Source organism: Pseudomonas syringae pv. coryli str. NCPPB 4273, assembly GCF_000972175.1.
Taxonomy (GTDB): Bacteria; Pseudomonadota; Gammaproteobacteria; order Pseudomonadales; family Pseudomonadaceae; genus Aquipseudomonas; species Aquipseudomonas syringae.
Map to the genome: position 1 here is coordinate 1 of NZ_AWQP01000073.1, position 22363 is coordinate 22363.

General features: G+C 56.7%; 12 protein-coding genes, 1 other RNA gene and 2 pseudogenes. 11 read left to right on the forward strand and 4 right to left on the reverse strand.

What is annotated here, in order from left to right:
* Positions 1 to 171 precede the first annotated feature (171 nt).
* The 9 genes and pseudogenes from P406_RS29520 to P406_RS30450 all read left to right on the forward strand — a co-directional run.
* A complete protein-coding gene (locus tag P406_RS29520) occupies positions 172 to 327 on the forward strand; it encodes a hypothetical protein (RefSeq protein ID WP_003368637.1) in 156 nt (51 codons plus the stop codon).
* Positions 327 to 1274 (forward strand): ABC transporter permease, encoded by a 948-nt coding sequence (locus P406_RS25115; RefSeq protein ID WP_046237688.1) that lies wholly within the window; start codon positions 327 to 329, stop codon positions 1272 to 1274. The genes P406_RS29520 and P406_RS25115 overlap by 1 nt, the downstream gene beginning before the upstream one ends.
* Positions 1271 to 2134: an ABC transporter permease gene (locus P406_RS25120; protein WP_046237689.1), complete on the forward strand. Its 864-nt coding sequence runs from the start codon at positions 1271 to 1273 to the stop codon at positions 2132 to 2134. The genes P406_RS25115 and P406_RS25120 overlap by 4 nt, the downstream gene beginning before the upstream one ends.
* Positions 2131 to 3123: an ABC transporter ATP-binding protein gene (locus P406_RS25125; RefSeq protein WP_046237690.1), complete on the forward strand. Its 993-nt coding sequence runs from the start codon at positions 2131 to 2133 to the stop codon at positions 3121 to 3123. The genes P406_RS25120 and P406_RS25125 overlap by 4 nt, the downstream gene beginning before the upstream one ends.
* Positions 3120 to 4100 carry an ABC transporter ATP-binding protein gene (locus P406_RS25130; RefSeq protein WP_046237691.1) on the forward strand — a complete coding sequence of 327 codons (981 nt, stop codon included), beginning with the start codon at positions 3120 to 3122 and terminating at the stop codon, positions 4098 to 4100. The genes P406_RS25125 and P406_RS25130 overlap by 4 nt, the downstream gene beginning before the upstream one ends.
* 49 nt (positions 4101 to 4149) lie before the next feature.
* The gene (locus P406_RS25135; protein WP_003418984.1) at positions 4150 to 5664 is read left to right on the forward strand and encodes an ABC transporter substrate-binding protein; all 1515 of its coding nucleotides are present in this window, start codon (positions 4150 to 4152) and stop codon (positions 5662 to 5664) included.
* Positions 5665 to 5830: 166 nt separating this feature from the next.
* Positions 5831 to 7009 (forward strand): Na+/H+ antiporter NhaA, encoded by a 1179-nt coding sequence (nhaA, locus tag P406_RS25140; RefSeq protein ID WP_046237692.1) that lies wholly within the window; start codon positions 5831 to 5833, stop codon positions 7007 to 7009.
* Between the two features lie 556 nt (positions 7010 to 7565).
* A pseudogene (locus tag P406_RS30445) lies at positions 7566 to 8285 on the forward strand (PAS domain-containing protein); the annotation flags it as partial.
* 21 nt (positions 8286 to 8306) lie between these two features.
* Positions 8307 to 8573: pseudogene (locus P406_RS30450) on the forward strand (methyl-accepting chemotaxis protein); the annotation flags it as partial.
* A gap of 88 nt (positions 8574 to 8661) precedes the next feature.
* Here the strand turns inward: P406_RS30450 and katG are convergent.
* Positions 8662 to 10932 carry a catalase/peroxidase HPI gene (gene katG, locus P406_RS25150; protein ID WP_046237694.1) on the reverse strand — a complete coding sequence of 757 codons (2271 nt, stop codon included), beginning with the start codon at positions 10930 to 10932 and terminating at the stop codon, positions 8662 to 8664.
* A gap of 389 nt (positions 10933 to 11321) precedes the next feature.
* Between katG and P406_RS25155 the strand changes: the two genes are divergently transcribed.
* Positions 11322 to 11753, forward strand: coding sequence for a GNAT family N-acetyltransferase (locus P406_RS25155; protein ID WP_046237695.1), 432 nt, complete (start codon positions 11322 to 11324; stop codon positions 11751 to 11753).
* A gap of 15 nt (positions 11754 to 11768) precedes the next feature.
* Here P406_RS25155 and P406_RS25160 read toward each other — a convergent pair whose 3' ends face one another.
* A complete protein-coding gene (locus P406_RS25160; RefSeq protein WP_046237696.1) occupies positions 11769 to 12854 on the reverse strand; it encodes a GGDEF domain-containing protein in 1086 nt (361 codons plus the stop codon).
* 795 nt (positions 12855 to 13649) lie between these two features.
* On the opposite strand from P406_RS25160, the gene P406_RS25165 reads away from it, so the two are divergent.
* Positions 13650 to 21158 (forward strand): Tc toxin subunit A-related protein, encoded by a 7509-nt coding sequence (locus P406_RS25165; RefSeq protein WP_046237697.1) that lies wholly within the window; start codon positions 13650 to 13652, stop codon positions 21156 to 21158.
* 278 nt (positions 21159 to 21436) lie between these two features.
* Here the strand turns inward: P406_RS25165 and ssrA are convergent.
* Together ssrA and P406_RS25170 are read right to left on the reverse strand one after the other, a co-directional pair.
* Positions 21437 to 21828: a transfer-messenger RNA gene (gene ssrA / locus P406_RS28385) on the reverse strand.
* Positions 21829 to 21938: 110 nt separating this feature from the next.
* The gene (locus tag P406_RS25170; protein ID WP_003364180.1) at positions 21939 to 22223 is read right to left on the reverse strand and encodes a PA2433 domain-containing protein; all 285 of its coding nucleotides are present in this window, start codon (positions 22221 to 22223) and stop codon (positions 21939 to 21941) included.
* Positions 22224 to 22363: the final 140 nt, after the last annotated feature.

The following is a 22363-nucleotide window of genomic DNA, read 5'->3' on the forward strand; positions in this document are numbered from 1 at the left end:
CGCTCGCCGACTTTTCGTACAAAGCCTAATATAACAATTAGCAAGGACGGTGCCACGCGTGCGCCCAATCGGCTGCCAGTCCTGTAAAACCTATAAGAATTGCTAGCTGTCTGCGCTCGCCTTGCAGGATAGGGTTGATGCCATGAGCGTCGTCCGCAAAGGTGCAGTGCAATGGGCTATGAACACAGGCCGGATGAGCTGAAAACAATCAAAGTCGACGGATGGTCAATGTTCGACTACAACTTTGCTCTGCCCTTTTACGTAGAGGGGGCGGCGGCGTACTTTCCGGTCCTGCTGAATTTTCTGTCACAGCATCGGGGCGTCTGATGAATCTGGGTCGTTATCGTTTCATTCTCCAGCGTCCGTTGCAGCTGCTGCCGGTGCTGTTCGGCATCAGCCTGGTCACCTTCATTCTGGTGCGTTCGATCCCCGGCGATCCGGCGCGCATCCTGCTGGGTTCGCGTTCCACACCGCAGGCCCTGGCCAACATCCGTGCCCAGTATGGTCTGGATGAGCCCCTGTGGACACAGTACGTGTATTTCATGAAAAACCTGATGCAGGGCGATATGGGCAAATCGCTGCTGTACAAGATAGACGTACTCAAGCTGATCAGCACAAGGATCGAGCCCACCGTATTTCTGGTGTTGGGCAGCGTTCTGCTGGCGCTGCTGATCGCCGTGCCCCTGGCCACGCTCGCGGCGCGCAACAAAGGCAGTTGGAGCGACAACCTGATCCGCGTCTTTACCACCACAGGGCTGGGCATGCCGGCGTTCTGGCTGGGCATCATGCTGATCCTGATGTTCAGTGTGCAGCTTGGCTGGTTTCCGGTGTCGGGTTACGGCAGCGACTGGCTGGACAAGGTTCATCACCTGGTGCTGCCTTGTCTGACCATTGCGCTGGCCCTGTCTGCGGTGCTGATTCGCAACCTGCGCGCGAGCATGCTCGTGGAGCTGCAAGCCGATCATGTGACGGCGGCCCGGGCGCGTGGCCTCAGTGAAGGTGCGCTGTTTCGGCGCCACGTGTTGCCCAATTCGCTGGTGCCTTCGATCAACCTGCTGGCAGTAAACATCGGCTGGCTGATCAGCGGCACCGTGGTGATCGAAAGTCTGTTTGCGATTCCCGGCATCGGTCAGTTGCTGGTGCGCGGCATCTTCAGTCGCGATTACATGGTCGTGCAGGGGGTGGCCATGGTGCTGGCCTGTGCCACGGTGATCGTGAACTTCCTGGCCGATGTGGCCACGGTGGCCATTGACCCGCGGGTGAATATCAAATGACCGTGGCCCATGCCCATCTTCGTCCGCACTGGCGTTCCCGGTTTCGTCTGCGTTTGCGCAATGGCCGGCTGGCGATGCTGCTGGGCGGCTCTTTATTGGGCGGGTGGCTGATACTGGCGCTGTTTGCGCCATGGCTTGCACCTTACGATCCGATCTACCAGAACACCGAGCTGCGCATGCTCGCGCCGCACCTCGCGCATCCGTTCGGCACCGACAATTTCGGTCGCGACATTCTGTCCAGAGTGATCTGGGCGGCACGCGTCGACCTGCAGATCTGCGTGATCGGGGTGATCTTCCCGTTCATGATCGGGACCTTCGTCGGCGCCTTGTCGGGCTACATCGGCGGACGCTTCGACAACCTGTGCATGCGCGTGATCGACATCGTGCTGGCGTTCCCGTTTCTGGTGCTGATGCTGGCGATCATCGCGATTCTCGGGCCAGGCCTGAGCAGTTTCTACATCGCCATGGCACTGGTGGGCTGGGTGTCTTATGCGCGGCTGATCCGCTCACAGATACTGGTGCTCAAGGAGAGCGATTTCGCCCTGGCAGCCAAGAGCCTGGGTTTTGGTCACTTGCGTATCCTGTTTCGCCATCTACTGCCCAACGCGATGTTCGGCTCGATTGTGTTTTCCATGTCTGACGCGGTTCTGGTGTTGCTCAGCGGCGCATCGGTCAGCTACCTGGGCCTGGGTGTGCAACCACCGATGGCGGAGTGGGGGACCATGGTCGCCGAAGGGCAGGCGTTCCTCACCTCTGCGTGGTGGATCTGCACCTTTCCGGGCCTGGCCATCGTGACGTTGGCTATGGGCTTCAGCCTGTTGGCGGACGGCGTCGCCGAAACCCTGGGAGAACGGCAATGAGTACGCCCGTGCTGCAGGTCAGCGAGATGAGCGTGGTGGCGAGCCATCGTGGCCGCAATGTGACGCTGGTCGACCGGTTGTCGTTCGACCTGCACCAGGGCGAGATTCTCGGGCTGGTCGGTGAAAGCGGCTCTGGCAAGACCATGGCCTGCCGGGCGCTGATGCAGTTGATGCCGTCGCCGGATCTGCACGTGCGCGGCGGCTCGGTACGCCTCAACGATGTCGACCTGTTGAAGCTGGATGCCGCTGGAATGCGTGCCATGCGCGGACGGCGGATCGGCATGATTTTCCAGAACCCCAGTAGCCACCTGGACCCGCTGATGCGTATCGGCGAGCAGATCGTCGAAGGTGTTCGTCTGCATCAGGGCGCGTCGAAGCGTGAAGCCCGGGCGCAGGCCATCGATCTTTTGCGCCAGGTCGGCATTCCCGATCCAGCGTCGCGTGTGGATAACTTTCCCCATGAGTTTTCCGGTGGCATGCGCCAGCGCGCGATGATTGCCGTGGCGCTGGGCTGTGGGCCGCAGGTCCTGATCGCCGACGAGCCGACCACCGCACTGGATGTGACGGTGCAGGCGCAAATCCTGCGTCTGTTGCTGGACCTGCGCGATCGTCACGGGCTGTCGTTGATCATGATCACCCACGACCTCGGCGTGGTGGCGCAAACCTGCGACTCCATCGCGGTGATGTACGCCGGCCGCCTTTGTGAGCACGGCAGCAAGCGCGACGTGCTCGCTCGCGCACGCCATCCTTATACCCACGGCCTGATCGAATGCCAGCCCGCCAGCAGCGCGGGCAGCGAACTGCTACGGACCATTCCCGGTCAGCCGCCCTTGCTCGATGCACTGCCAAGCGGCTGCCGTTTTCATGCGCGTTGCAGCCACGCAGGGGCAGACTGTCCTGACAGGCTGCCGCTGATGCGGCCGATGGGCGTTGCCCATGCTGCGGCCTGTCACTACCCGCTGGTGCAATCCCGTGAGGCCGTTTCATGAGCGGCACCACACTGCTGAACGTCAATGATCTGGTGGTGCGCTTCCCGGCCCCCGGCTCGGGTTTCCTGGGCCTCAACAAGCGTTGGGTGCATGCCGTCAACGGCGTATCGCTGAGCATTTGTGCGGGTGAAACGCTGGGGCTGGTCGGCGAGTCCGGCAGCGGCAAGAGCACGCTGGGGCGGGCCATTCTGCGCCTGAATGACATTACCTCCGGGCAGATCGTCTTCGATGACGTCGACATGGCCCAGGGCAGCGGTATCAATCTGCAACGCCTGCGCAACGAAACCGCGATGGTCTTTCAGGACCCGTCCTCTTCGCTCAACCCGCGAATGACCATCGGTGCGACGCTGGCCGAAGTGCTTGGCGTGCAGCGCAAGGTCGCCACTTCCGACATTCCGGCGCGGGTCATCGAGCTGCTCGACATGGTCGGTCTGCGGCCCGAATTTGCCGAACGCAAGCCGGGTGCCTTGAGCGGCGGACAATGTCAGCGTGTCGGTATCGCCCGCGCGCTGGCCATCGAGCCACGGCTGATCATTGCCGACGAATGCGTGGCGGCGCTGGACGTCTCCATTCAGGGGCAGATCATCAACCTGCTGCTGGAGCTGCGCCAGCGCATGAATCTGGCGATTCTGTTCATTGCCCATGACCTGGCCATCGTGCGTCGCCTGTGTGATCGGGTGGCGGTCATGTACCTGGGCAGAATCGTTGAAGAAGGCCCGGTCGAGGATGTCTTTGTTTCGCCGCGCCACCCCTATACCGCGGCGCTGATTCAGGCGATTCCGGAAATCGATCCGGATCGTCCTTTGTCCGGCGAGCCGTTGCAGGGTGAGCCGCCAAGCCCCCTGAATTTACCCGACGGCTGCGCGTTTCATCCGCGTTGCCGGTTTGCCAGGCCGAGCTGTTCCAGCGTCGCGCCACCGACCCGGCATGTCGGCCAGCAGCGCTACGACTGTGTGCTGGAAGCCCCGATTTTTTGATCCTGACCTGTAACGACATCTGTCCCGACATCGACAAGGAGTTCTGTGTATGAAAGCTCGACCAATGAAAATGCTGACCGTCGCCATGCTGGCGGCCTGTTCCCTGGCGGCTGGCGTGGCCGAAGCTGCGGGCGTGCTGACCATCGGCCGTCGTGAGGACGGCACCACGTTCGACCCGATCAAAAGTGCGCAGAACATCGACAACTGGGTGTTTTCCAACGTCTACGACGTGCTGATCCGCGTAGATGACAAAGGCACCAAGCTGGTACCGGGGCTGGCAGAAAGCTGGTCGATCTCGCCTGACGGGCTGACCTACACGCTCAAGATGCGTCCGGCCAAATTCTCCGACGGCTCGGACCTGACGGCCAGTGACGCAGTGTTCAGCCTGCTGCGAATTCGCGACGACAAGGGTTCGCTATGGAGCGATTCCTACAAGATTATCGACAAGGCCGTCGCGACAGATCCGCATACGCTGGTGATCACGCTGAAGAATCCTTCGGCCTCGTTCCTCTCGCAACTGGCCCTGCCCAACGTGTCGATTCTCTCCGAGAAAGCCATGAAGAGCATGGGCGAAGAGGCGTATGCCGAGCAGCCTGTCAGCTCCGGCGCGTTTACCGTGAAGGAATGGCGGCGCGGTGACCGGGTGATTCTGGCGAAGAACCCCAACTTCTGGGAAGCGCCGAGCGTGAGCCTGGACGGTGTCGAGTGGATCTCGGTGCCGGACGACAACACCCGCACGCTCATGGTCCAGAAGGGCGAGCTCGATGCTGCGATATGGATACCGTTCTCGCGCATCGCAAATCTGCAGAAGGACCCCGATCTGGTGGTCCATCTCGACCCCTCCACCCGTGAAGATCATCTGCTGATCAACCACGAACACGGCGCATTGGCCAAGCCGGAAGTGCGTCAGGCGCTGGACATGGCCATCGACAAGAAATCGCTGGTCGAAGCCGCCACCTTCGGGCTGGGCACCGTGGCCAATTCCTACATTCCCAAAGGCGCGCTGTACCACTACGCCGACAACCTGCAACGCCCTTATGACCCGGTCAAGGCCAAACAGATGCTGGCGGACGCGGGTGCGTCGGACCTGAAACTCAATTACGTGGTCAACGCGGGCAACGAGGTCGACGAGCAAATCGCGGTCATGCTGCAACAGCAACTGGCCAAGGTCGGCGTGACCACAACGCTGCAGAAAGTCGACCCGAGCCAGAGCTGGGACATGCTGATTGCCGGTGACTACGACATCTCCGTGATGTACTGGACCAACGACATCCTCGACCCGGACCAGAAGACCACCTTCGTGCTCGGCCACGACACCAACAACAACTACATGACCCGTTACAAGAACGACAAGGTCAAGGAGCTGGTCGCTGCCGCACGGGTCGAGATGGACCCGAAAAAGCGTGAGCAGATGTACATCGACCTGCAGAAAATGGCCAAGGCGGACGTCAACTGGATTGACCTCTACTACAGTCCCTACATCAGTGTGTCGCGCAAGAACATCGAGCACTTCGGTCAGAACCCGCTGGGCCGCTTTACGCTCGAAGAAACGGTCAAGAAGTGACATGAGCAGGGTGCCTGCCTGATCGGCAGGCACTCTTCTGCGGCGTTTCGCGGCCTGCTTTCGGTCGGGAAACGTTAATTTGTATCCTCAGGTTTACCAGGCCTTTGACAGGTTCTGCGGGTGGTAAAATTGCGGCCTTTTTGCGCTGTACCCCCGCGGAGCTGTCATGCACAAACCCACCCCCCGTACCGAATCCCCGAACGCGCTGGCGTTCATCACGCGTTTCTTCGCTGCTGAATCCGCTGGCGGGCTGGTGTTGATGGCGGCTGCGCTGGCGGCCCTGATCGTTGCCAACTCACCGCTGGCCGACAGCTACTTCGCCGCGCTGCACGCAGTGTTCGCCGGGTTGTCGGTTTCGCACTGGATCAACGACGGTCTGATGGCGATCTTCTTCATGCTCGTCGGCCTGGAGATCAAGCGCGAGGTGCTCGCCGGTCAGCTCGCCTCCTGGAGCCAGAGGGCCCTGCCAGGCTTTGCGGCCTTGGGCGGCATGCTGGTTCCTGCGCTGATCTATGTGGCCTTCAACTGGGGGCGGCCAGACACCATCGGCGGCTGGGCCATTCCGGCAGCGACCGACATCGCGTTCGCCTTGGGTGTGCTGTCACTGCTGGGCAAGCGCGTGCCGCTGTCGCTGAAGATCTTCCTGTCGGCACTGGCGATTCTCGATGATCTCGGCGCGGTGCTGATCATCGCGTTGTTCTACACCAGCGATCTCTCCATTCCCATGCTGCTGGCAGCGCTGGGCTCCATCGCCGTGCTCGTCGCGCTGAATCGTCTGGGTGTTAAAAAACTGCTGCCTTACCTGGTTGTAGGCGCGCTGCTGTGGTTCTTCATGCTCCAGTCCGGTATCCACGCCACCCTGGCGGGCGTCGCGCTGGCGCTGTGCATCCCGTTGGGCAAACCCGATGAAGAGGCTCGCTCGCCACTGCTGCATCTGGAAGAAAAGCTGCACCCGTGGGTGGCGTTTGCCGTCGTACCGATCTTCGGTTTTGCCAACGCTGGCGTGTCACTGTCGGGCATTACCGCCGACAAGCTCGTGGACCCGGTCCCGCTCGGCGTTGCGCTAGGGCTGCTGGTCGGCAAGCAGGTCGGCATATTCGCCATGGCCGCGCTGGCGATTCGCGCTGGCCTGGCCCGTTTGCCGGACGGCAGCAACTGGGGCCAGTTGTATGGCGTCGCAGCCTTGTGTGGTATCGGCTTCACCATGAGCCTGTTCATTGGCGCACTGGCCTTCCCGGGCGCGCCGGAACTGGTCGACGAGGTCAAGGTGGGCGTGCTGATCGGGTCGGTGTTGTCGGCTGTGCTGGGTGTGGTGGTATTGCGCAGGTTTGCACAGCGGGGGTGAAACTGCAGTAGTCCTTGGCACGATAGTTACAAGACTATCGTTCCTCACGCTCCAGTGGAATGCCGTTCTGGACGCTCTGCGTCCGCATCCGGGTAGCGAAGTCGGTGGCAGGGGCGCAAACCGATCAGCAGGCCGTGAAGTTGATGCTGGAACGAGTGACCATTATCTGATTGCAATCTGGCATTACAGAAACCGGGCGGCAGGACGATAAAGACGGGACGTGCCAGGGACTCGGCCAACTTCTCCTACTTTGAGAGCCCACAGCATGCTTCACCTGTTCAGCCCCCGTCGTGACAAAAAAGCCCTTCAGCAACTGATCTCCTCGCTCAAGGGCGGCACTGAGCCCGCGGTAGGGGGATGTGCGGAAAAGACTGCGGTACTTGAATGCTGGAGCTCGCTGAGCACCCAGCGTCGCCTCGACGAGCAACGTATTGCCGCGCTTGAGCAAGAACTGGAAACCGCCCGCCATCTGCTGGGCGAAGCCTCTGCCTCGGCTGCCGCTTATGGAACACGCTTTGATCTGGTCAACCGCGCGTCAAGTGAGGGCCTCTGGGACATGGAGGTGGTCGCGGGCGATCCGGTCAACCCGAACAATCGATTCTGGTGGTCGCAGCAATTTCGCACATTGCTCGGTTTCAACGACGAGCGCGATTTCCCCAACGTACTGGCGAGCTGGGCAGACCGGCTTCATCCTCAGGATAAACAAGCCTCGCTGGACGCATTTGCCAAACACCTGAATGACCGTTCCGGCAACACGCCGTATCGGATCAAGAATCGTCTGGCGATGAAGAACGGCACTTATCGCTGGTTTTATGCCCAGGGCGAAACGTTAAGAGACGCACGCGGAACGCCGCTGCGGGTCGCCGGTTCTCTGCGGGATATCCACGACGAGCTTGAGCGTGATCTTGAACACGATGTGATCATTACCCGCTTCGAACTGGCTCGGGAGATGCTCTCCGATGGTCTTTGGGACATGGAGGTGATTGCCGGCGACCCGGTCAATGCGCGCAATCCGTTCTGGTGGTCCCCCCAGTTCAGGCGCCTGCTGGGTTTTGAAACGGTCGAAGAGTTTCCCGACGTACTGGATAGCTGGGCGTCACGGCTGCACCCTGAAGACAAGGAGCGCAGTCTGACGGCATTCGGTGCGCACTTGAATGACCGGACTGGCAAGACCCCGTTTGATATCGAGTACCGCCTGAAGATGAAAACCGGCGAGTACCGCTGGTTCCGTGCGCGTGGCCAGACCCGGCGCAATCCCGAAGGTGTTCCGCTGAGGGTGGTCGGTGCGTTGGTGGATGTGCATTTGAAACATGAGCAGGACGCTCTTCGCGACACCGAAGCACAGCATCAGAAAAACCTGGAAGAGAACATCGCTCAACTGACCCAGATAGTTGGCACTATCCAGAGCATTGCCAGCCAGACCAACCTTCTGGCGCTCAATGCGGCAATCGAAGCTGCACGCGCCGGTGAAGCAGGGCGGGGCTTTGCGGTTGTGGCGGATGAAGTCCGCAAGCTGGCGACCAGAACCACCGAAGCGACGGAGCAGGCGGCAAGCATGATGAGCCGCTGATAAAATCAGCCTTCGCTTTTTGATAGCCGCAAAAAAACGCCTCCGCAAGGGAGGCGTTTTTCAACTCAGCACATCAGACACATCAAGCCAGGTCGAAGCGGTCCAGGTTCATCACCTTGGTCCAGGCTGCCACGAAGTCTTTGACGAACTTCTCGTGTGCATCGGAGCTGCCATACACCTCGGCAATCGCACGCAGTTGAGCATGCGAGCCGAAGACCAGATCGACACGGGTGCCGGTCCATTTCACTGCGCCAGTCTTGCGGTCACGGGCCTCGAAGGTATCAGTGCCACCCGCGGTCGCTTTCCACTCCACGCCCATGTCCAGCAGGTTCTTGAAGAAGTCGTTGGTCAGGGTGCCTGGCTGATCAGTGAAGACGCCATGCTTGCTCTGTCCGACGTTGATGTTCAAGACCCGCAGGCCGCCCAGCAGTACAGTCATTTCCGGTGCAGTCAGGGTCAACAGTTGCGCCTTGTCGACCAGCAACGATTCTGCCGAGACCTTGTAATGCCCCTTCTGATAGTTGCGGAAACCATCGGCGATCGGCTCGAGGAAGCTGAACGACTCAACATCGGTCTGCTCCTGAGACGCATCGGCGCGGCCCGGTGCGAACGGAACCGTGACGTGCTGACCTGCATGTTTCGCAGCCTGCTCGACACCTGCGTTACCCGCCAGGACGATCAGATCGGCGATTGAAACCTTCTTGCCGTTCGACTGAGCTGCGTTGAACTCGCTCTGAATGCCCTCGAGGGTGTTCAGCACGCCCGCCAGATGCGCAGGCTGATTGACCGCCCAATCCTTCTGCGGAGCCAGACGCAGACGGCCGCCATTGGCACCACCGCGCTTGTCCGAGCCACGGAAGGTAGAAGCTGCCGCCCAAGCCGTCGATACCAGCTGCGAGACCGAAAGGCCCGAAGCGAGAATCTTGGCCTTGAGTGCGGCCACATCCTGATCATCCACCAACGCATGATCAACGTGTGGAATCGGGTCTTGCCACAGCAGCTCTTCGGCCGGTGTTTCCGGGCCGAGGTAGCGGGCCAGCGGGCCCATGTCACGGTGAGTCAGCTTGAACCAGGCACGGGCGAACGCGTCGGCCAGTTGCTCAGGGTTGTTCAGGAAGCGGCGGGAGATCTGTTCGTAAGCCGGATCGAAGCGCAGCGCCAGGTCTGAGGTCAGCATGCTCGGTGCATGACGCTTGGATGGATCGTGGGCATCCGGAATCTTGCCAGCGCCAGCGCCGTTCTTCGGCGTCCACTGATGCGCACCTGCCGGGCTCTTGGTCAGTTCCCATTCGAAGCCAAAGAGGTTTTCGAGGTACTCGTTGCTCCATTTGGTCGGCGTCGAAGTCCAGGTCACTTCCAGGCCGCTGGTGATGGTGTCGCCACCCTTGCCGCTGCCGAATTTGTTTCTCCAGCCAAAACCCTGCTCTTCAAGGCCGGCTGCTTCAGGCTCTGGACCAACGTTGTCGGCAGGGCCGGCACCGTGGGTCTTGCCGAACGCGTGACCACCGGCGATCAGCGCCACGGTCTCTTCGTCATTCATCGCCATACGACCGAAGGTTTCGCGGATATCCCTTGCCGAAGCAACCGGGTCCGGCACACCTTCAGGGCCTTCAGGGTTCACGTAGATCAAGCCCATCTGCACGGCGGCGAGCGGGTTTTCCAGATTGCGTTCGCCACTGGCGGTACGGCTTTCTTCGTTGGCGTGATTTTCCGGCTCGGCCACCAGCGTGCCGTCGCCCGGTTGCTGCATTTTTTTCTGCGCGCCGTAGCGTTCTTCACCACCCAGCCAGGTGGTCTCGGAACCCCAGTACACGTCTTCTTCCGGTTCCCAGACGTCCGCGCGACCCCCGGAGAAACCGAAGGTCTTGAAGCCCATGGATTCGAGCGCGACGTTACCGGTCAGCACGATCAGGTCAGCCCAGGAGATCTTGCGGCCGTACTTCTGCTTGACCGGCCAGATCAGGCGGCGCGCCTTGTCCAGGCTGACGTTGTCAGGCCAGCTGTTGAGCGGCGCAAAACGTTGCTGGCCAGCACCTGCACCGCCACGACCATCGCCTGTGCGGTAGGTACCGGCGCTGTGCCAGGCCATACGAATGAACAGCGGGCCGTAGTGGCCGAAGTCTGCCGGCCACCAGTCCTGGGACTGGGTCATGACGTTGCGCAGGTCCTGTTTGACCGCTTCGATGTCAAGGCTCTTGAACTCCTTGGCATAGTCGAAACTCTCGCCCATCGGGTCAGAGAGCGAGGAATGCTGATGCAGGATCTTCAGATTCAGCTGCTTGGGCCACCAGTCACGGTTGGTGGTGCCGCCGCCGGCAGCGTGGTTGAAGGGGCATTTCGATTCAGTTGACATGCTTGATACACCTTTTTGTCATTTGCATCCGGCCATCCAGTCCACTCGTGGGACCTCAGACAGTGATGACGGAACTCAACAGCACTGGGTTCATGCCGGCCGTTCGGTCAACGATCAGGCCAGCTCTACAGATACGCAGCACAGCGATCATCAGATTGCTGCGAGCCGAGCCCACAGCGTGCGTCGCAAACTTGAGCTCATTGTTATCTCCTTATCAGGGTGAAACCGCACGACTCTCGCCGATGCTTATGCAGATTAGCCTTCTTCACGAAGATTTCTAATAGAAAGAACATTACGGGGCGATAGGCAGACTCTGGCAGCGCTGTCATCAAGGCATCAAGCGGCTCTGCTAACCTGTGCAGCCCATGAGACGGCAGGCCGCTTAGCCCATGATCACGATTCGCAGCATGACCCTGGACGATTACGACACGGTCATCGAGTTGATGCGCAGCACACCGGGCATTTCCCTGCGCGACGCAGATTCACGCGAAGCCACCGCGCGCTACCTCGAACGCAACCCCGGCATGAGTTTCGTCGCCGAGGCGGACGGCGCCTTGTGCGGTTGCGTGATGTGCGGGCATGACGGCCGCCGCGGTTATCTGCAGCATCTGATCGTGCTGCCCGAGTATCGCGGGCGCGGTATTGCCCATGAGTTGGTCGAACGCTGCCTCGAGTGTCTGGACGCGCTGGGTATTTACAAGTGTCACCTGGACGTCATGAAAAGTAATGAAGCGGCCGGGCGTTATTGGCACCGGCAGGGGTGGACGTTGCGGGAGGATATCGATCGGTATTCGAACGTGCGGCGCGGCGGCAATGTTTGAAGGGGCAGACGGGCGCTACGCATGCGTAGGCGCGTCAACGGATTGCGTCGCTTGATTCTGCTTCGTCGTACTTGCAGCGCTCGACGAAACTATCCTGCCTTCAAAGGAAATACATTTTCTGCCACTGCGCTTGGCGTGATACAGGTTCTCATCGGCCTCTTTCAACAGGTCGTTGACCGTTTCAACCCGCGACAAACTCGCAACACCGGCACTGAATGAATAGGGCACTTGAGCCGTTTCATCTTTTTGCGCGAGCATCAATAACTCTTCCAGTGCGTGTACAGCGTCTTTGGCGTTCGCCGCCGATAAGATTACGCCAAACTCTTCGCCGCCCAGACGCCCGAAGGCGATCCGTCCCTTTGTGCCTTTGAGGAGTGTCGCAAAACCAACAAGGACGTGGTCGCCCACGTCATGCCCATGGGTGTCGTTGATACTTTTAAAGTGATCCAGATCAAGCATGGCAAACCACAACGACGATTTTTCAGCGGACGCCAGCGCAGTATTCAGACTGGCAACCAGTGCGCGGCGATTGGGGGCGTGCGTCAGGGTGTCGGTTTCGGACAGTTCCTGATAGCGGTCCCTGGCTGCCATGGTCTGCATGATCAGACTCAGGAAGGTTGCATTCAGGCAGCCGCCCAGCAAGGTCGAGCTGATCAGGAACACATAAAACAGAGGTGCATGATTGACGCCGACGGCTGTAAGGTCCATTTGCCACATGATCAACCAGATCAACGCCGCCGCAGCGATGTAATCAATAAACTTGACGAAGAATACGCTCATGCCCGTGATGAGCAGGGAGGTGACAACCAGCCCCCACATCGACGCTTCCACGCCCATGCGTTCGATCTGTTCCCTGAACAGAAAGGTCAGGGATGCCATGTAAATGATGCCAAACAGACGCCACGCCAGCATGCTCCTGCTATTGGACGTGACAATAATCGACAGCGCCGCCCCCGCCAGCGCGCAGCAGATGAATATATCCAGTGATCGATCAATGGACGGGTTCAGGCACCAACTGATAACCCAACTGAAAAGACCGATCAATTGAGACAGCTTCAGGGGGACGAAAATAGAGTTTTTCAGGTTTCTTCGTTGCGGCATGTGCTGTTTTCCATACTTATGCCGGTCGAAGCGTTATCGACGGCACACGCCTTGGTCGAGAGGGGTGATGATATATGGCCACTATACTTTATTGTCAGATGAGCGGGATGGCCGCTGGTCTTACGGTGGCGGGGGGCAGGCTTGGGAGGATGAAGAGCAGGGCAGCGGCCGGACTGATCTACAGTTGCTTGCGCAGCCAGACGTAGCCCGATGGTCTGATGTAGACAGCATGGGCGCTTCCGCCCTGGTCCATGAATGCGGGCAATACGAAGATTGCCTCTTGAGATGGGTCAGCCCTGTTGCTACTGAAATTCCATCGACGCGGGCCAGGTAAATAATCTTGTTCCACCCAGGATCTGTATTTATCCGGGGTTCACAGCGTTACGAAATGCTCAGCTAGTCCGATACGTTTTGCAACGCAAAGGGACAGGAGACGTTGAATAAAATCCCATGGAGACGTGAGGCGCTTGAAACCTTAAACGTAAAGTGAGTTATTTAGAAAACAGAACACTGGAATAAGCGCGACGTCATCAACTATATCGATCTATAAAACCTGCTCGCCTAAAGCATTCTCGCCTAAAAGACGAGCGTTCGGTTTCAACCGGTCATCATGAAGTTGATGTGTTCGCGTTGCTAAAGATTAGTTCGTTGCTACGCTCAATTATCATGAACAACACTTGAGCGCCAGGCTCCTCACTCCGAAAGGTGGCCATGTATTTCCGACTGTAATTGTGACAGTGCTTTCATAGCCCTAAACATAGCCATGTGTGCGAATTTAATTATAAGGATATTCCCATGGGTCTTAATAGATTGTCCAGAATAAAACGCTTGTCAGCGCGTGCGGGGCTGGATTCACTGGCTGCGCAGGCGTTGGCATCCGTCGCAGCCTTCCGTCAGAAGCTATCGACTCGCGAGTTATTATCCAGTGAGGTAGACGAACTGTACGAGGCTGCCCGAGAGGAGCGAGATGCGGCGCTCATTTACGAGAAATGCTTGTTGGCTCGATCCTCTCCATTGCTGAAAAACGCAGTGCGTTTAGGCATCAACCCTCCGGGCGCATCGTTACGTGATTATGAAGAGCAGTTTGGTAATCGCGCCAGCGTCTATACGTCACCAGGCTCTGTATCATCGATGTTCTCACCCGCGGCCTACTTGACGGCTCTCTACCGCAATGCTCGCGGCTTGTACCCGGAAGAGTCGCCTTATCACATTGATAAGCGCCGGCCCGACCTAAAGGGGTTATTACTCAGCCAGAGCAATATGAGCAAGGAAGTTTCTGCTCTCTCGCTCTCCAACGAGGTGCTGATGACCCTGGCCGGCAAGGAGATGGCGGTTGATGATCAAAATGCGGTATTGGAAGCCTTGGCTGAATTTCGACTCAGTGCCTCGACTCCGTATCACCACTCCCATGCACGTCTGCGTCAGAGTCGTATACAGAAGGACCCTAAGTTTAAACAGTTAGCGGCCAACCCTCGGGTAACGGGGTTGTTTTCCGGGGCTACTATGGCGGGAATGGCCTTTGATATGCCTCCTGAGTTGTACACTATTTTGACCGAGGAGGTCACTTCGGAAAACGCAGCAGAGCTATACGCTAAAAACTTTGGAGACTTACCTCAAGAGTACCTGCTGAATCCGCAGGGTTTGCGTCGTTATTACGGACTCAGTGACGAAGAGGTGACGCTGTTTACAACCATTGACTGGGAGGGTGAGCAAGACGGAGGCGGAGAAGGCGAATACGTCGATAATGTGCTCACGACCATGATTGATGGCGCGGTCTACCGTTTGCAGTGCGGTCGGCATTATACATTAGACTTTGCTTGGTTGTTCCCTAAAGGAACGGGCGCCTATGAACTCAGATTTAGTTACAATAATGTTCATCCGGAATTTAGCGCGTTTCGGGTACGCTTAAATAACGGGGACACTCTATTTGATGATCCTGACTGGACCCCACCGGATGCGGGAACCACTTGCGTCGTTCAGATAGCGTCGGGTGTTCCAGAGGGTAGCTTTACGCTTTATTTGGAAAGGTATCGCCTAGACGGCTTATTTATTCGTGCTCCTGTTGCGTACGAGGTAAGTATTAGTCGCTCGGCGATAGCTTACTTGCTTAAGTTGAATAAAGCGATACGCCTGTGGCGTGCGACAGGGATGCATCCTAGAGCGTTGGAAACTATTGTCAATAGCGTTAATCCTAATAGTATTACCGATGAGACATTGCAGCTTCTGTTTCAGGTTCAGCGCTGCGTACAGCGTTATGGCGTTAAGCCTGAAGAAGCCTTGGTGCTCTGCGGAGGACTACTGTCCAATAATAGTTATGACGACAATCAAAGCCTGTTCGATCAGGTATTTAATAGTCCGCCGCTCAATGGCGAGTCATTCGCGCCGTCGACGACCCAGATAAACCTGCTGCCGGATAACGCGGCCGACCACTCTTTTGAAAAAGCTGTTTTGAAACGCGCGTTCAACGTTGATGACGTGGGTCTTTTTACGTTGCTGAGTATATTCGACAATAGCGTATCTACAGGCGCATTTACCCTTAACCTGAAAAATCTTTCAGCGATGTACGCCTTGAGTCGTTGGGCACGACTGCATGGGCTTAGTGTGGCGGAGCTAGGGCAATTACTAAAAGCTGCTGACTTGCCCAGGCTCACCTCCGAGCTAGAGAATACTCAGCTATGGTCAGGTTGGCTGCAAAAGGTCGACAGCCTGACGCAGTGGCTTAACGCCCGAAAACTGTCCGTTGCCTCCGTTGAGCTGCTAACACGCCCCACATTTATGCAGGTGGCCAGCACCGAAATTTCGGCGCTACTGGACGAAGTCAAGCGAATGATAGACGCTAACGGTAACGCCGATACGTTGGCTAAACGTATCTCTCTTCTTGCACCCGTTTTGGTTTCGTCTTTAGCGCTACCGTCCGCTGCAGTGGCTGAGTCGGTTCTTGCCTGGGCCAATGGCCTCCAGCCCGCTGAGTGGACCGTGGATCAATTCTGGGACGGGGCGGCGACCAACGATGTGAAGGCCGTTGCCTTTTGCTACGGCCTGGCGCAATTGGCGCTGATTTATCACGCCACAGGTATCAACCCCCAAGCCTTTTCATTGTTTGTAGCCAGTCCTGCTCGGCTCTTGGGTCCTGTGCCAGAGACTGTGGTGTTGCCGCGTGCTTTGGCAACGGTACAAGCGCTGTGTAACTTTAGTGCCTGGCTAAAAAGCCTGGGTGATGGTGCGTCTACCTTACTGGCAGCCTTTGTGGCGGACACCCTCACCCCGGCCGATCTTGCCATTGCGCTGAATGACGATGCGGCAAGGTTCGAGCAGGCTACTGAGCAAGCATTTGCCCAGGCTCAAGCCGCTTCAGACACACAGCTGAGTGCGTGGTCGGAGATCGACGCTGTGTTGCAGTGGGCGGCATTGAGCGCCGCCTTTGGTGTGACACCCGTGAATATCGGGGAGCTGCTTGCGCTGAGCTATGCAGCAGATAATCAGCCGGCATGGGACGACTGGGTGCGCGTTGCAGATGCGTTCTCAGCCGGACTATCGCAAAACGAGACGAAAGGCATGGAGGCGGCTTTGGCCTCCGGACTCAGCGCCGCCCTGTGCGGTTATTTGCTCAAGTCCGGGATGACTGCCCAGTTGGCAAATAGCTCCCGCGAAGGGCTTTATCAATATCTGCTTTTGGACAACCTTAACGGGCCGCAGGTCATGACCTCTCGAGTGGCTGAAGCCATCGTGAGCTTGCAGACATTTATACAACGGACCTTAAGTGCGCCCGAGTCACAAGGTTTCGTGGATAAGGCGACAGTGACGGGTCAATTCTTTACCGACTGGGAACGCTATAACCAGCGCTACAGCACCTGGGCAGGCGCGGCGAAGTTAGTCTACTACCCGGAGAACTACGTTGATCCCACGGTGCGTCTGGGCCAAAGCGGCATGATGAATACGATGCTGCAAACGTTGGGGCAGGCGCAACTCAATACCGATACGGTCGGGGACGCATTCAACACCTACCTCAACAGTTTTGAGGAGGTGGCCAATCTCAGGGTGATCAGTGGCTATCACGACAACCTGGACGTCCACGAGGGGAAGACCTACTTCGTCGGAACTAACCAGAGCGAAGTGCGTGAATTCTACTGGCGCAGCGCGGACGAAGGCCGGCGCGGTGAAGACGGTCAGTTAGCGGCGAACGCCTGGACAGACTGGCGCAAGATAGAGTGTGCCGCACAGCCGTGGGGAGACTGTATCCGGCCAGTGATTTTCAAATCGCGCCTTTATCTTTGCTGGTTAGAGCGAAAAGACGTGACACCGCCTGATGCGTACCGTGCATTGGATAATGCAGGGGTGTTTGAGTACGCCATCAATGTTTCCTACCTGCGTTACGACGGTAATTGGACTTCACCAAAAATTGTTGATGTTACCGATGAGCTAAGCCGGTTCGATCTGGAGAAGACGTCGCTAGGTTTGTATTGCAGTCACTTCCAGAAAGAGGAAGCCATGACGGTATTGGTGTACACCAAAGAACCGGTAAGTGGAGCGTCGGAGGACGCGCCAGACAAGCGTCTACTCTATGTGTATGAAGATATGTCGATAAGTTATAAGGTCTATGATGAGGCGGTAACGTTCGCTGCGTACATTGAACAACAGTTGGACAATGAAAACTCTACTTTCGTCGTCAATGTGTATGCGCAGGCGCTGGATGTTGATAAAAAACTAACCTTTTTCAACAGGCATGAAATGGATTTCGAAATTGTAGGCGATGCTAATAATATAGCTGTTGTGGATGCATCTGGGTTGGACCCTATAATGCTTAGTTTGTCGCCTAGGTTTACAGTTACGAGTAAAGTGACGGGCTGGAAAGCAAGGGTTTTTGTGGAGATCTTATTGGTAAATGGTGATGGATATGAGTTTTTTCATGGTGTCACAACTGACTTTGGTGAGCATCATGTCATACGAGGGGCGAATTTCATTTATATTGTATTTCCTACGACCTTGTCTATGGAAGAGCAGAAGTTCTATGGAAGCTTTTTCGCGTATGATTCTTCCTCGGATATGTTTGTGTCATTAACGCTTGAGGAGATGTATATAAGTTCGGATGGATATGCCATCTATAAGTACGCAGACTTTAGTCCGGGCTCCAATCGTGTACCGATACCTCGTATTGGACTTCTGTATCTTTTTATTATTCCGATAGAATTGGAAGTGTTGCCTGGGTCTGAAGTGACTAGCGGTACCGCTGCTTCACAAGAGGATATTCGCGTAGAAATTACGGGTGGAGGAAGTGCTGCAACTTTTCCGATTACAGATTATGCTGAAGAGCCCGGGGATTTAGGTTGGTTTGAAACCAAGATCTATCAGTTCAAGTTGCTTCAAGTGCCTGTAGCCGGCTCATGGGGCGAGCGTACTGAGATTACGCTGGACGTTAAGTTTAAGGTTCGTGAAAGCGATTACGCCCACTACACACTGCGCCTGTTTCGGCCTTCTCTGGATGTCAAAAATCTCATTCAGCTAAAAACCACTTCTGAAAACGCCCAATACATGCAGATTGATGCATATCGCACGCGCCTCAATACACTGTTTGCACGCCAGTTGGTAGAGAGAGCTGCTGCGGGTATCGATACTATTCTTAGCTACGAGACGCAAGAGATTCAGGAACCACAGCTGGGCGAGGGTTTTTTTGTGACGCTTAATTTGCCCGTCTATGACCAAGCACAACACGGCGATGAGAAATGGGTAAGGATTTATTATCAATCATTTGCTGAGGTTGATGATAACTATCTCGCGTGGTCAGGGAATCTTAGTGATCAGGCTATAACGCCAGTGGAGCTGTTTGTTCCATGCCCTGACCGCGGCTGGTTTGTACCGTCGGATATTCATCTGCGGATACAGTATCAAGGCGCAGACTTCAACAAAGCTAATAACCAAAGCGTTTGGATCGGTTACGTACCTAACGTGAGGGATGTCGATATCGCGAGACCCGGGCGCACGTCGCCTCTTGCTCCGTATATTGTCCACAGCGTTACGGGACGTGATAATAGCACCGTACCGATGGACTTCGCGGGCGGCAACGCCCTGTACTTCTGGGAGCTGTTCTACTACACCCCAATGATGTCGGCGCAACGCTTCCTGCAAGAACAACAATTCACGCTGGCTGATCAATGGTTGCGCTATGTATGGAGCCCATCGGGTTATGTTGTTCGCGGTCAGCATATCGACCGTAACTGGAACGTGCGCCCACTCCAAGAGGACATCAGTTGGAACGACGCTCCACTCAAAGCCGTAGATCCTGATGCCGTGGCGCAAAATGACCCTATGCACTACAAGGTGGCTACCTTCATGCGGGCGTTGGACTTGCTTATTGCTCGAGGCGACTCTGCCTACCGTAAGCTTGAGCGAGATACCCTCACCGAGGCGAAAGTCTGGTACAGCCAGGCTCTGAACCTGCTGGGTGAACAGCCCTACATCCGCGCTAATGCGCAGTGGACTGAGCCATCGCTAGGCGATGCATCCTCTCAGGCATTGGCTGAGCAACACGTGACCGTATTGAGCTTACTGCGCGAGGGGAGAGCCGAAACCCTTAAGGCTATGGCATCTAAAAACACGGCCACTGCAAGTTCATTGTTCCTGCCGGAAGTCAACGAGGTCATGCAGGGCTATTGGTTAACGTTGCGCCAACGCATGTACAACTTGCGGCATAACTTAACGCTGGACGGCCAACCGTTACTGTTGCCGCTGTTTGCCAAGCCGGCCGATCCAAAGGCTTTGCTCAACGCTGCCGTGGCCGCAGAAAGTAGTGGCGGGTCAGAGCTCCCCGTCACCTCTCTCCCTCTTTGGCGGTTTGATCCGATGCTGGAAAGTGCTCGCGGGCTGGTATTTCAACTTATTCAGTTTGGTAATGCGGTGCAGGGCGTGCTCGAGCGCCAAGATGCAGAATCACTGAATGCCTTATTGCAAAACCAGGGCACTGAGTTGATGGCCAGCAGTATCCGCGTACAAGAAGGCATGCTCAGAGATCTGGAGGCCGAAAAAGCGGTCCTTTCTCGCACCAAAGACAGTGCCCAGCTACGATTTGACAGCTACTCGCGCTTATATGATGAAGACCTCAATGCTCGCGAGCGCCTGTCTCTGGATGCACAAAAAAGCGCAAAATCGCTTGCTACCGGAGCCAAGATGGTACACATGACGGCGGCTACTCTGGATCTTGCGCCTAATGTCTTCGGGCTGGCCAATGGGGGGATGAACTTTGGTGCTGTAGGCAACATAGTGGGTCTTGGCATTACCATAGACTCCGACGGTTTGATGATGGACAGTTCCCGCATTTCGCAGGAAGAGATGTACCGTCGCCGGCGTGAGGAGTGGGAGATCCAGCGCAACAATGCAGAAGGTGATATCCATCAGATTGAGGCCCAGCTGGCGGCTCTGGATGTACGCATAGAGTCCGCTGAACTGCAGAAAACTCACCTTGAGATGCAGCAAGGACAAGCACAGGCGCAGTTGGACTTTCTGCAGACCAAGTTTAGTAATAGCGCTCTATACAGCTGGCTGCGTGGTCGTTTGGCAACCATTTACTTCCAGTTTTACGACCTGGCTGTGTCTCGATGCCTGATGGCCGAAAAAGCGTGGCACTGGGAGAGTGGTAAGAGCGATACCTACATTCGCAGTGGTGGATGGCAGGGTACCTGGGCCGGACTTACCTGTGGCGAGGGACTTATGCTCAATCTGGCGCAGTTGGAAACCGCACGGATGAAGTGGTCTAAACGTGCTCTTGAAGTCACACGCACTGTTTCGCTGGCTGATTTTTATCGCAGCACATTGGCAGAAACCGATCAGTTTGAGCTGTCAGCTGCGGTGTCGGCGTTGCTGAACGGTGACACGCCTCCAGAGGGCAGCGCCGAGCGTGTCAGGCTGGACGAAAGCGGCGCGTTAACGGCTTCAATTGCACTGGCGGATCTGAATATAGTTGATGACTACCCCAGCGGGCTGGGAGATCTGCGCCGAATCAAGCAGGTCAGCGTATCACTGCCCGCCTTGTTAGGACCTTATCAGGATGTTCAGGCGGTACTCAATTATACCGGTGTTGTGAACGAGTTACCGCCGGGCTGCGACAACATGGCAATCTCGCGAGGCGTGAATGACAGCGGTCAGTTTCAGCCCGACTTTAATGACCCGCGTTGGTTACCGTTTGAAGGTGCAGATATCAAGGAGGGCAGCATGATAATCAGTTTCCCGCAGGCCGAAACGAAACAGAAGGCGCTGCTGGAAAGCCTGACCGATATCATTTTGCACATCAACTACACGATCCGCTCTCTATAGTCTTCCTGGCTGGACCCGCCTGCAAAGGGGGCGGGTCTTTTGGAGAGTCATGTGAGTGATACGGTGTTAGTGGCATCGCTGCCCCCCCCCCCGTGCTTCTTAGGTCATCATTCGCGGTGCTAGCCGCCTGGCCGTGCGTTTCCAAAAGCTCGCATCAGGTGCTTTGGAATACCATTTGGAGCGCCAATATCCATAGCACTCCAAAAGCGTCGAAACCCTTGTATTTTCTGAATCACAGACACAAAAAAAGACGCCCTGGGGCGTCTTCATTTGCAATTTGGTGGAGCCGGGGGGATTTGAACCCCCGTCCGCCAGTACTCCGCTGTCGGTACTACATGCTTAGCCGTGTCTATTAAGTTAACCCTCAGCGACCCGACGGGCAGGGTGCTTTGGGCGAGTTGTGTAAGTTTTAGTCGCTTCGTCCACAACGTACTAGGCGACGATCCTGTTCTATATGACAATCATTTCGGGTTTACAGGCATCCCCTGATGATTGCTGGAGCCGAAGCTACCAGAAGGAAGGCTAGCACCGTTTACGCGGCGAGAGCGTATTCCCCGTAGGTTTCGTCATTGGCAACTATAGAAAGTTGCAACAGTGGATTTACGAGTTCTGTTACCAACTCGGCATGCACCTAAAGTTTCATCACCGGCGTCGAATCCAAATCGGCCCCGAGACTGCTTTCGCAATCGCTGGGACGCAGTGTACGCCAATTGGCGTGGCACGTCGACCCGTCTGCTGCAATCGTTCAGGCCAGCCTGGGTGGCTGGCCTGCTCGGAGGTTTACTTGGTGCCTTCGCTGCCCGAGCCGGTATTTTTCAGGGAAGTGATGGTCTTGGTGGTGATCTCAACGCATTTTTTCTCGTCGTTCTGCGCTTGGGCCGCTTTGGCGTTCTTCACAGTGGTCTCGAGCATGGTCTTGTTTTCCGGACTCAAGTTGGTGCTGGACGAGGTGTTGGCGTTTTCGATGGTCTTGATGTTTGCGGCGCACAAATCATCGGCGGCAAAAACCGGCGAAGCCAACAGGGCGGCGCTGAGGAACAATCCAGTGAGGGCGGTACGCTTCATGTGTCTCTCCTTGTAACCTGTGGACTCGGTATGGCCGGTGTTTGAGGCCGTCGCCCGAGGGTTTGAAAGCCCGTTTAATAGTTGGGCCTAAAGGATTGACTGTGGTGTAACGCAGGCGTTCTATTTTATTTTCGGAATAC

Excerpts from the sequence above, each read along its gene's own strand:
- P406_RS29520 (WP_003368637.1), top strand. The coding sequence starts at position 172 with ATGGGCTATGAACACAGGCCGGATGAGCTGAAAACAATCAAAGTCGAC.
- P406_RS25115 (WP_046237688.1), top strand. The coding sequence starts at position 327 with ATGAATCTGGGTCGTTATCGTTTCATTCTCCAGCGTCCGTTGCAGCTG.
- P406_RS25120 (WP_046237689.1), top strand. The coding sequence starts at position 1,271 with ATGACCGTGGCCCATGCCCATCTTCGTCCGCACTGGCGTTCCCGGTTT.
- P406_RS25125 (WP_046237690.1), top strand. The coding sequence starts at position 2,131 with ATGAGTACGCCCGTGCTGCAGGTCAGCGAGATGAGCGTGGTGGCGAGC.
- P406_RS25130 (WP_046237691.1), top strand. The coding sequence starts at position 3,120 with ATGAGCGGCACCACACTGCTGAACGTCAATGATCTGGTGGTGCGCTTC.
- P406_RS25135 (WP_003418984.1), top strand. The coding sequence starts at position 4,150 with ATGAAAGCTCGACCAATGAAAATGCTGACCGTCGCCATGCTGGCGGCC.
- nhaA (WP_046237692.1), top strand. The coding sequence starts at position 5,831 with ATGCACAAACCCACCCCCCGTACCGAATCCCCGAACGCGCTGGCGTTC.
- katG (WP_046237694.1), bottom strand. The coding sequence starts at position 10,932 with ATGTCAACTGAATCGAAATGCCCCTTCAACCACGCTGCCGGCGGCGGC.
- P406_RS25155 (WP_046237695.1), top strand. The coding sequence starts at position 11,322 with ATGATCACGATTCGCAGCATGACCCTGGACGATTACGACACGGTCATC.
- P406_RS25160 (WP_046237696.1), bottom strand. The coding sequence starts at position 12,854 with ATGCCGCAACGAAGAAACCTGAAAAACTCTATTTTCGTCCCCCTGAAG.
- P406_RS25165 (WP_046237697.1), top strand. The coding sequence starts at position 13,650 with ATGGGTCTTAATAGATTGTCCAGAATAAAACGCTTGTCAGCGCGTGCG.
- P406_RS25170 (WP_003364180.1), bottom strand. The coding sequence starts at position 22,223 with ATGAAGCGTACCGCCCTCACTGGATTGTTCCTCAGCGCCGCCCTGTTG.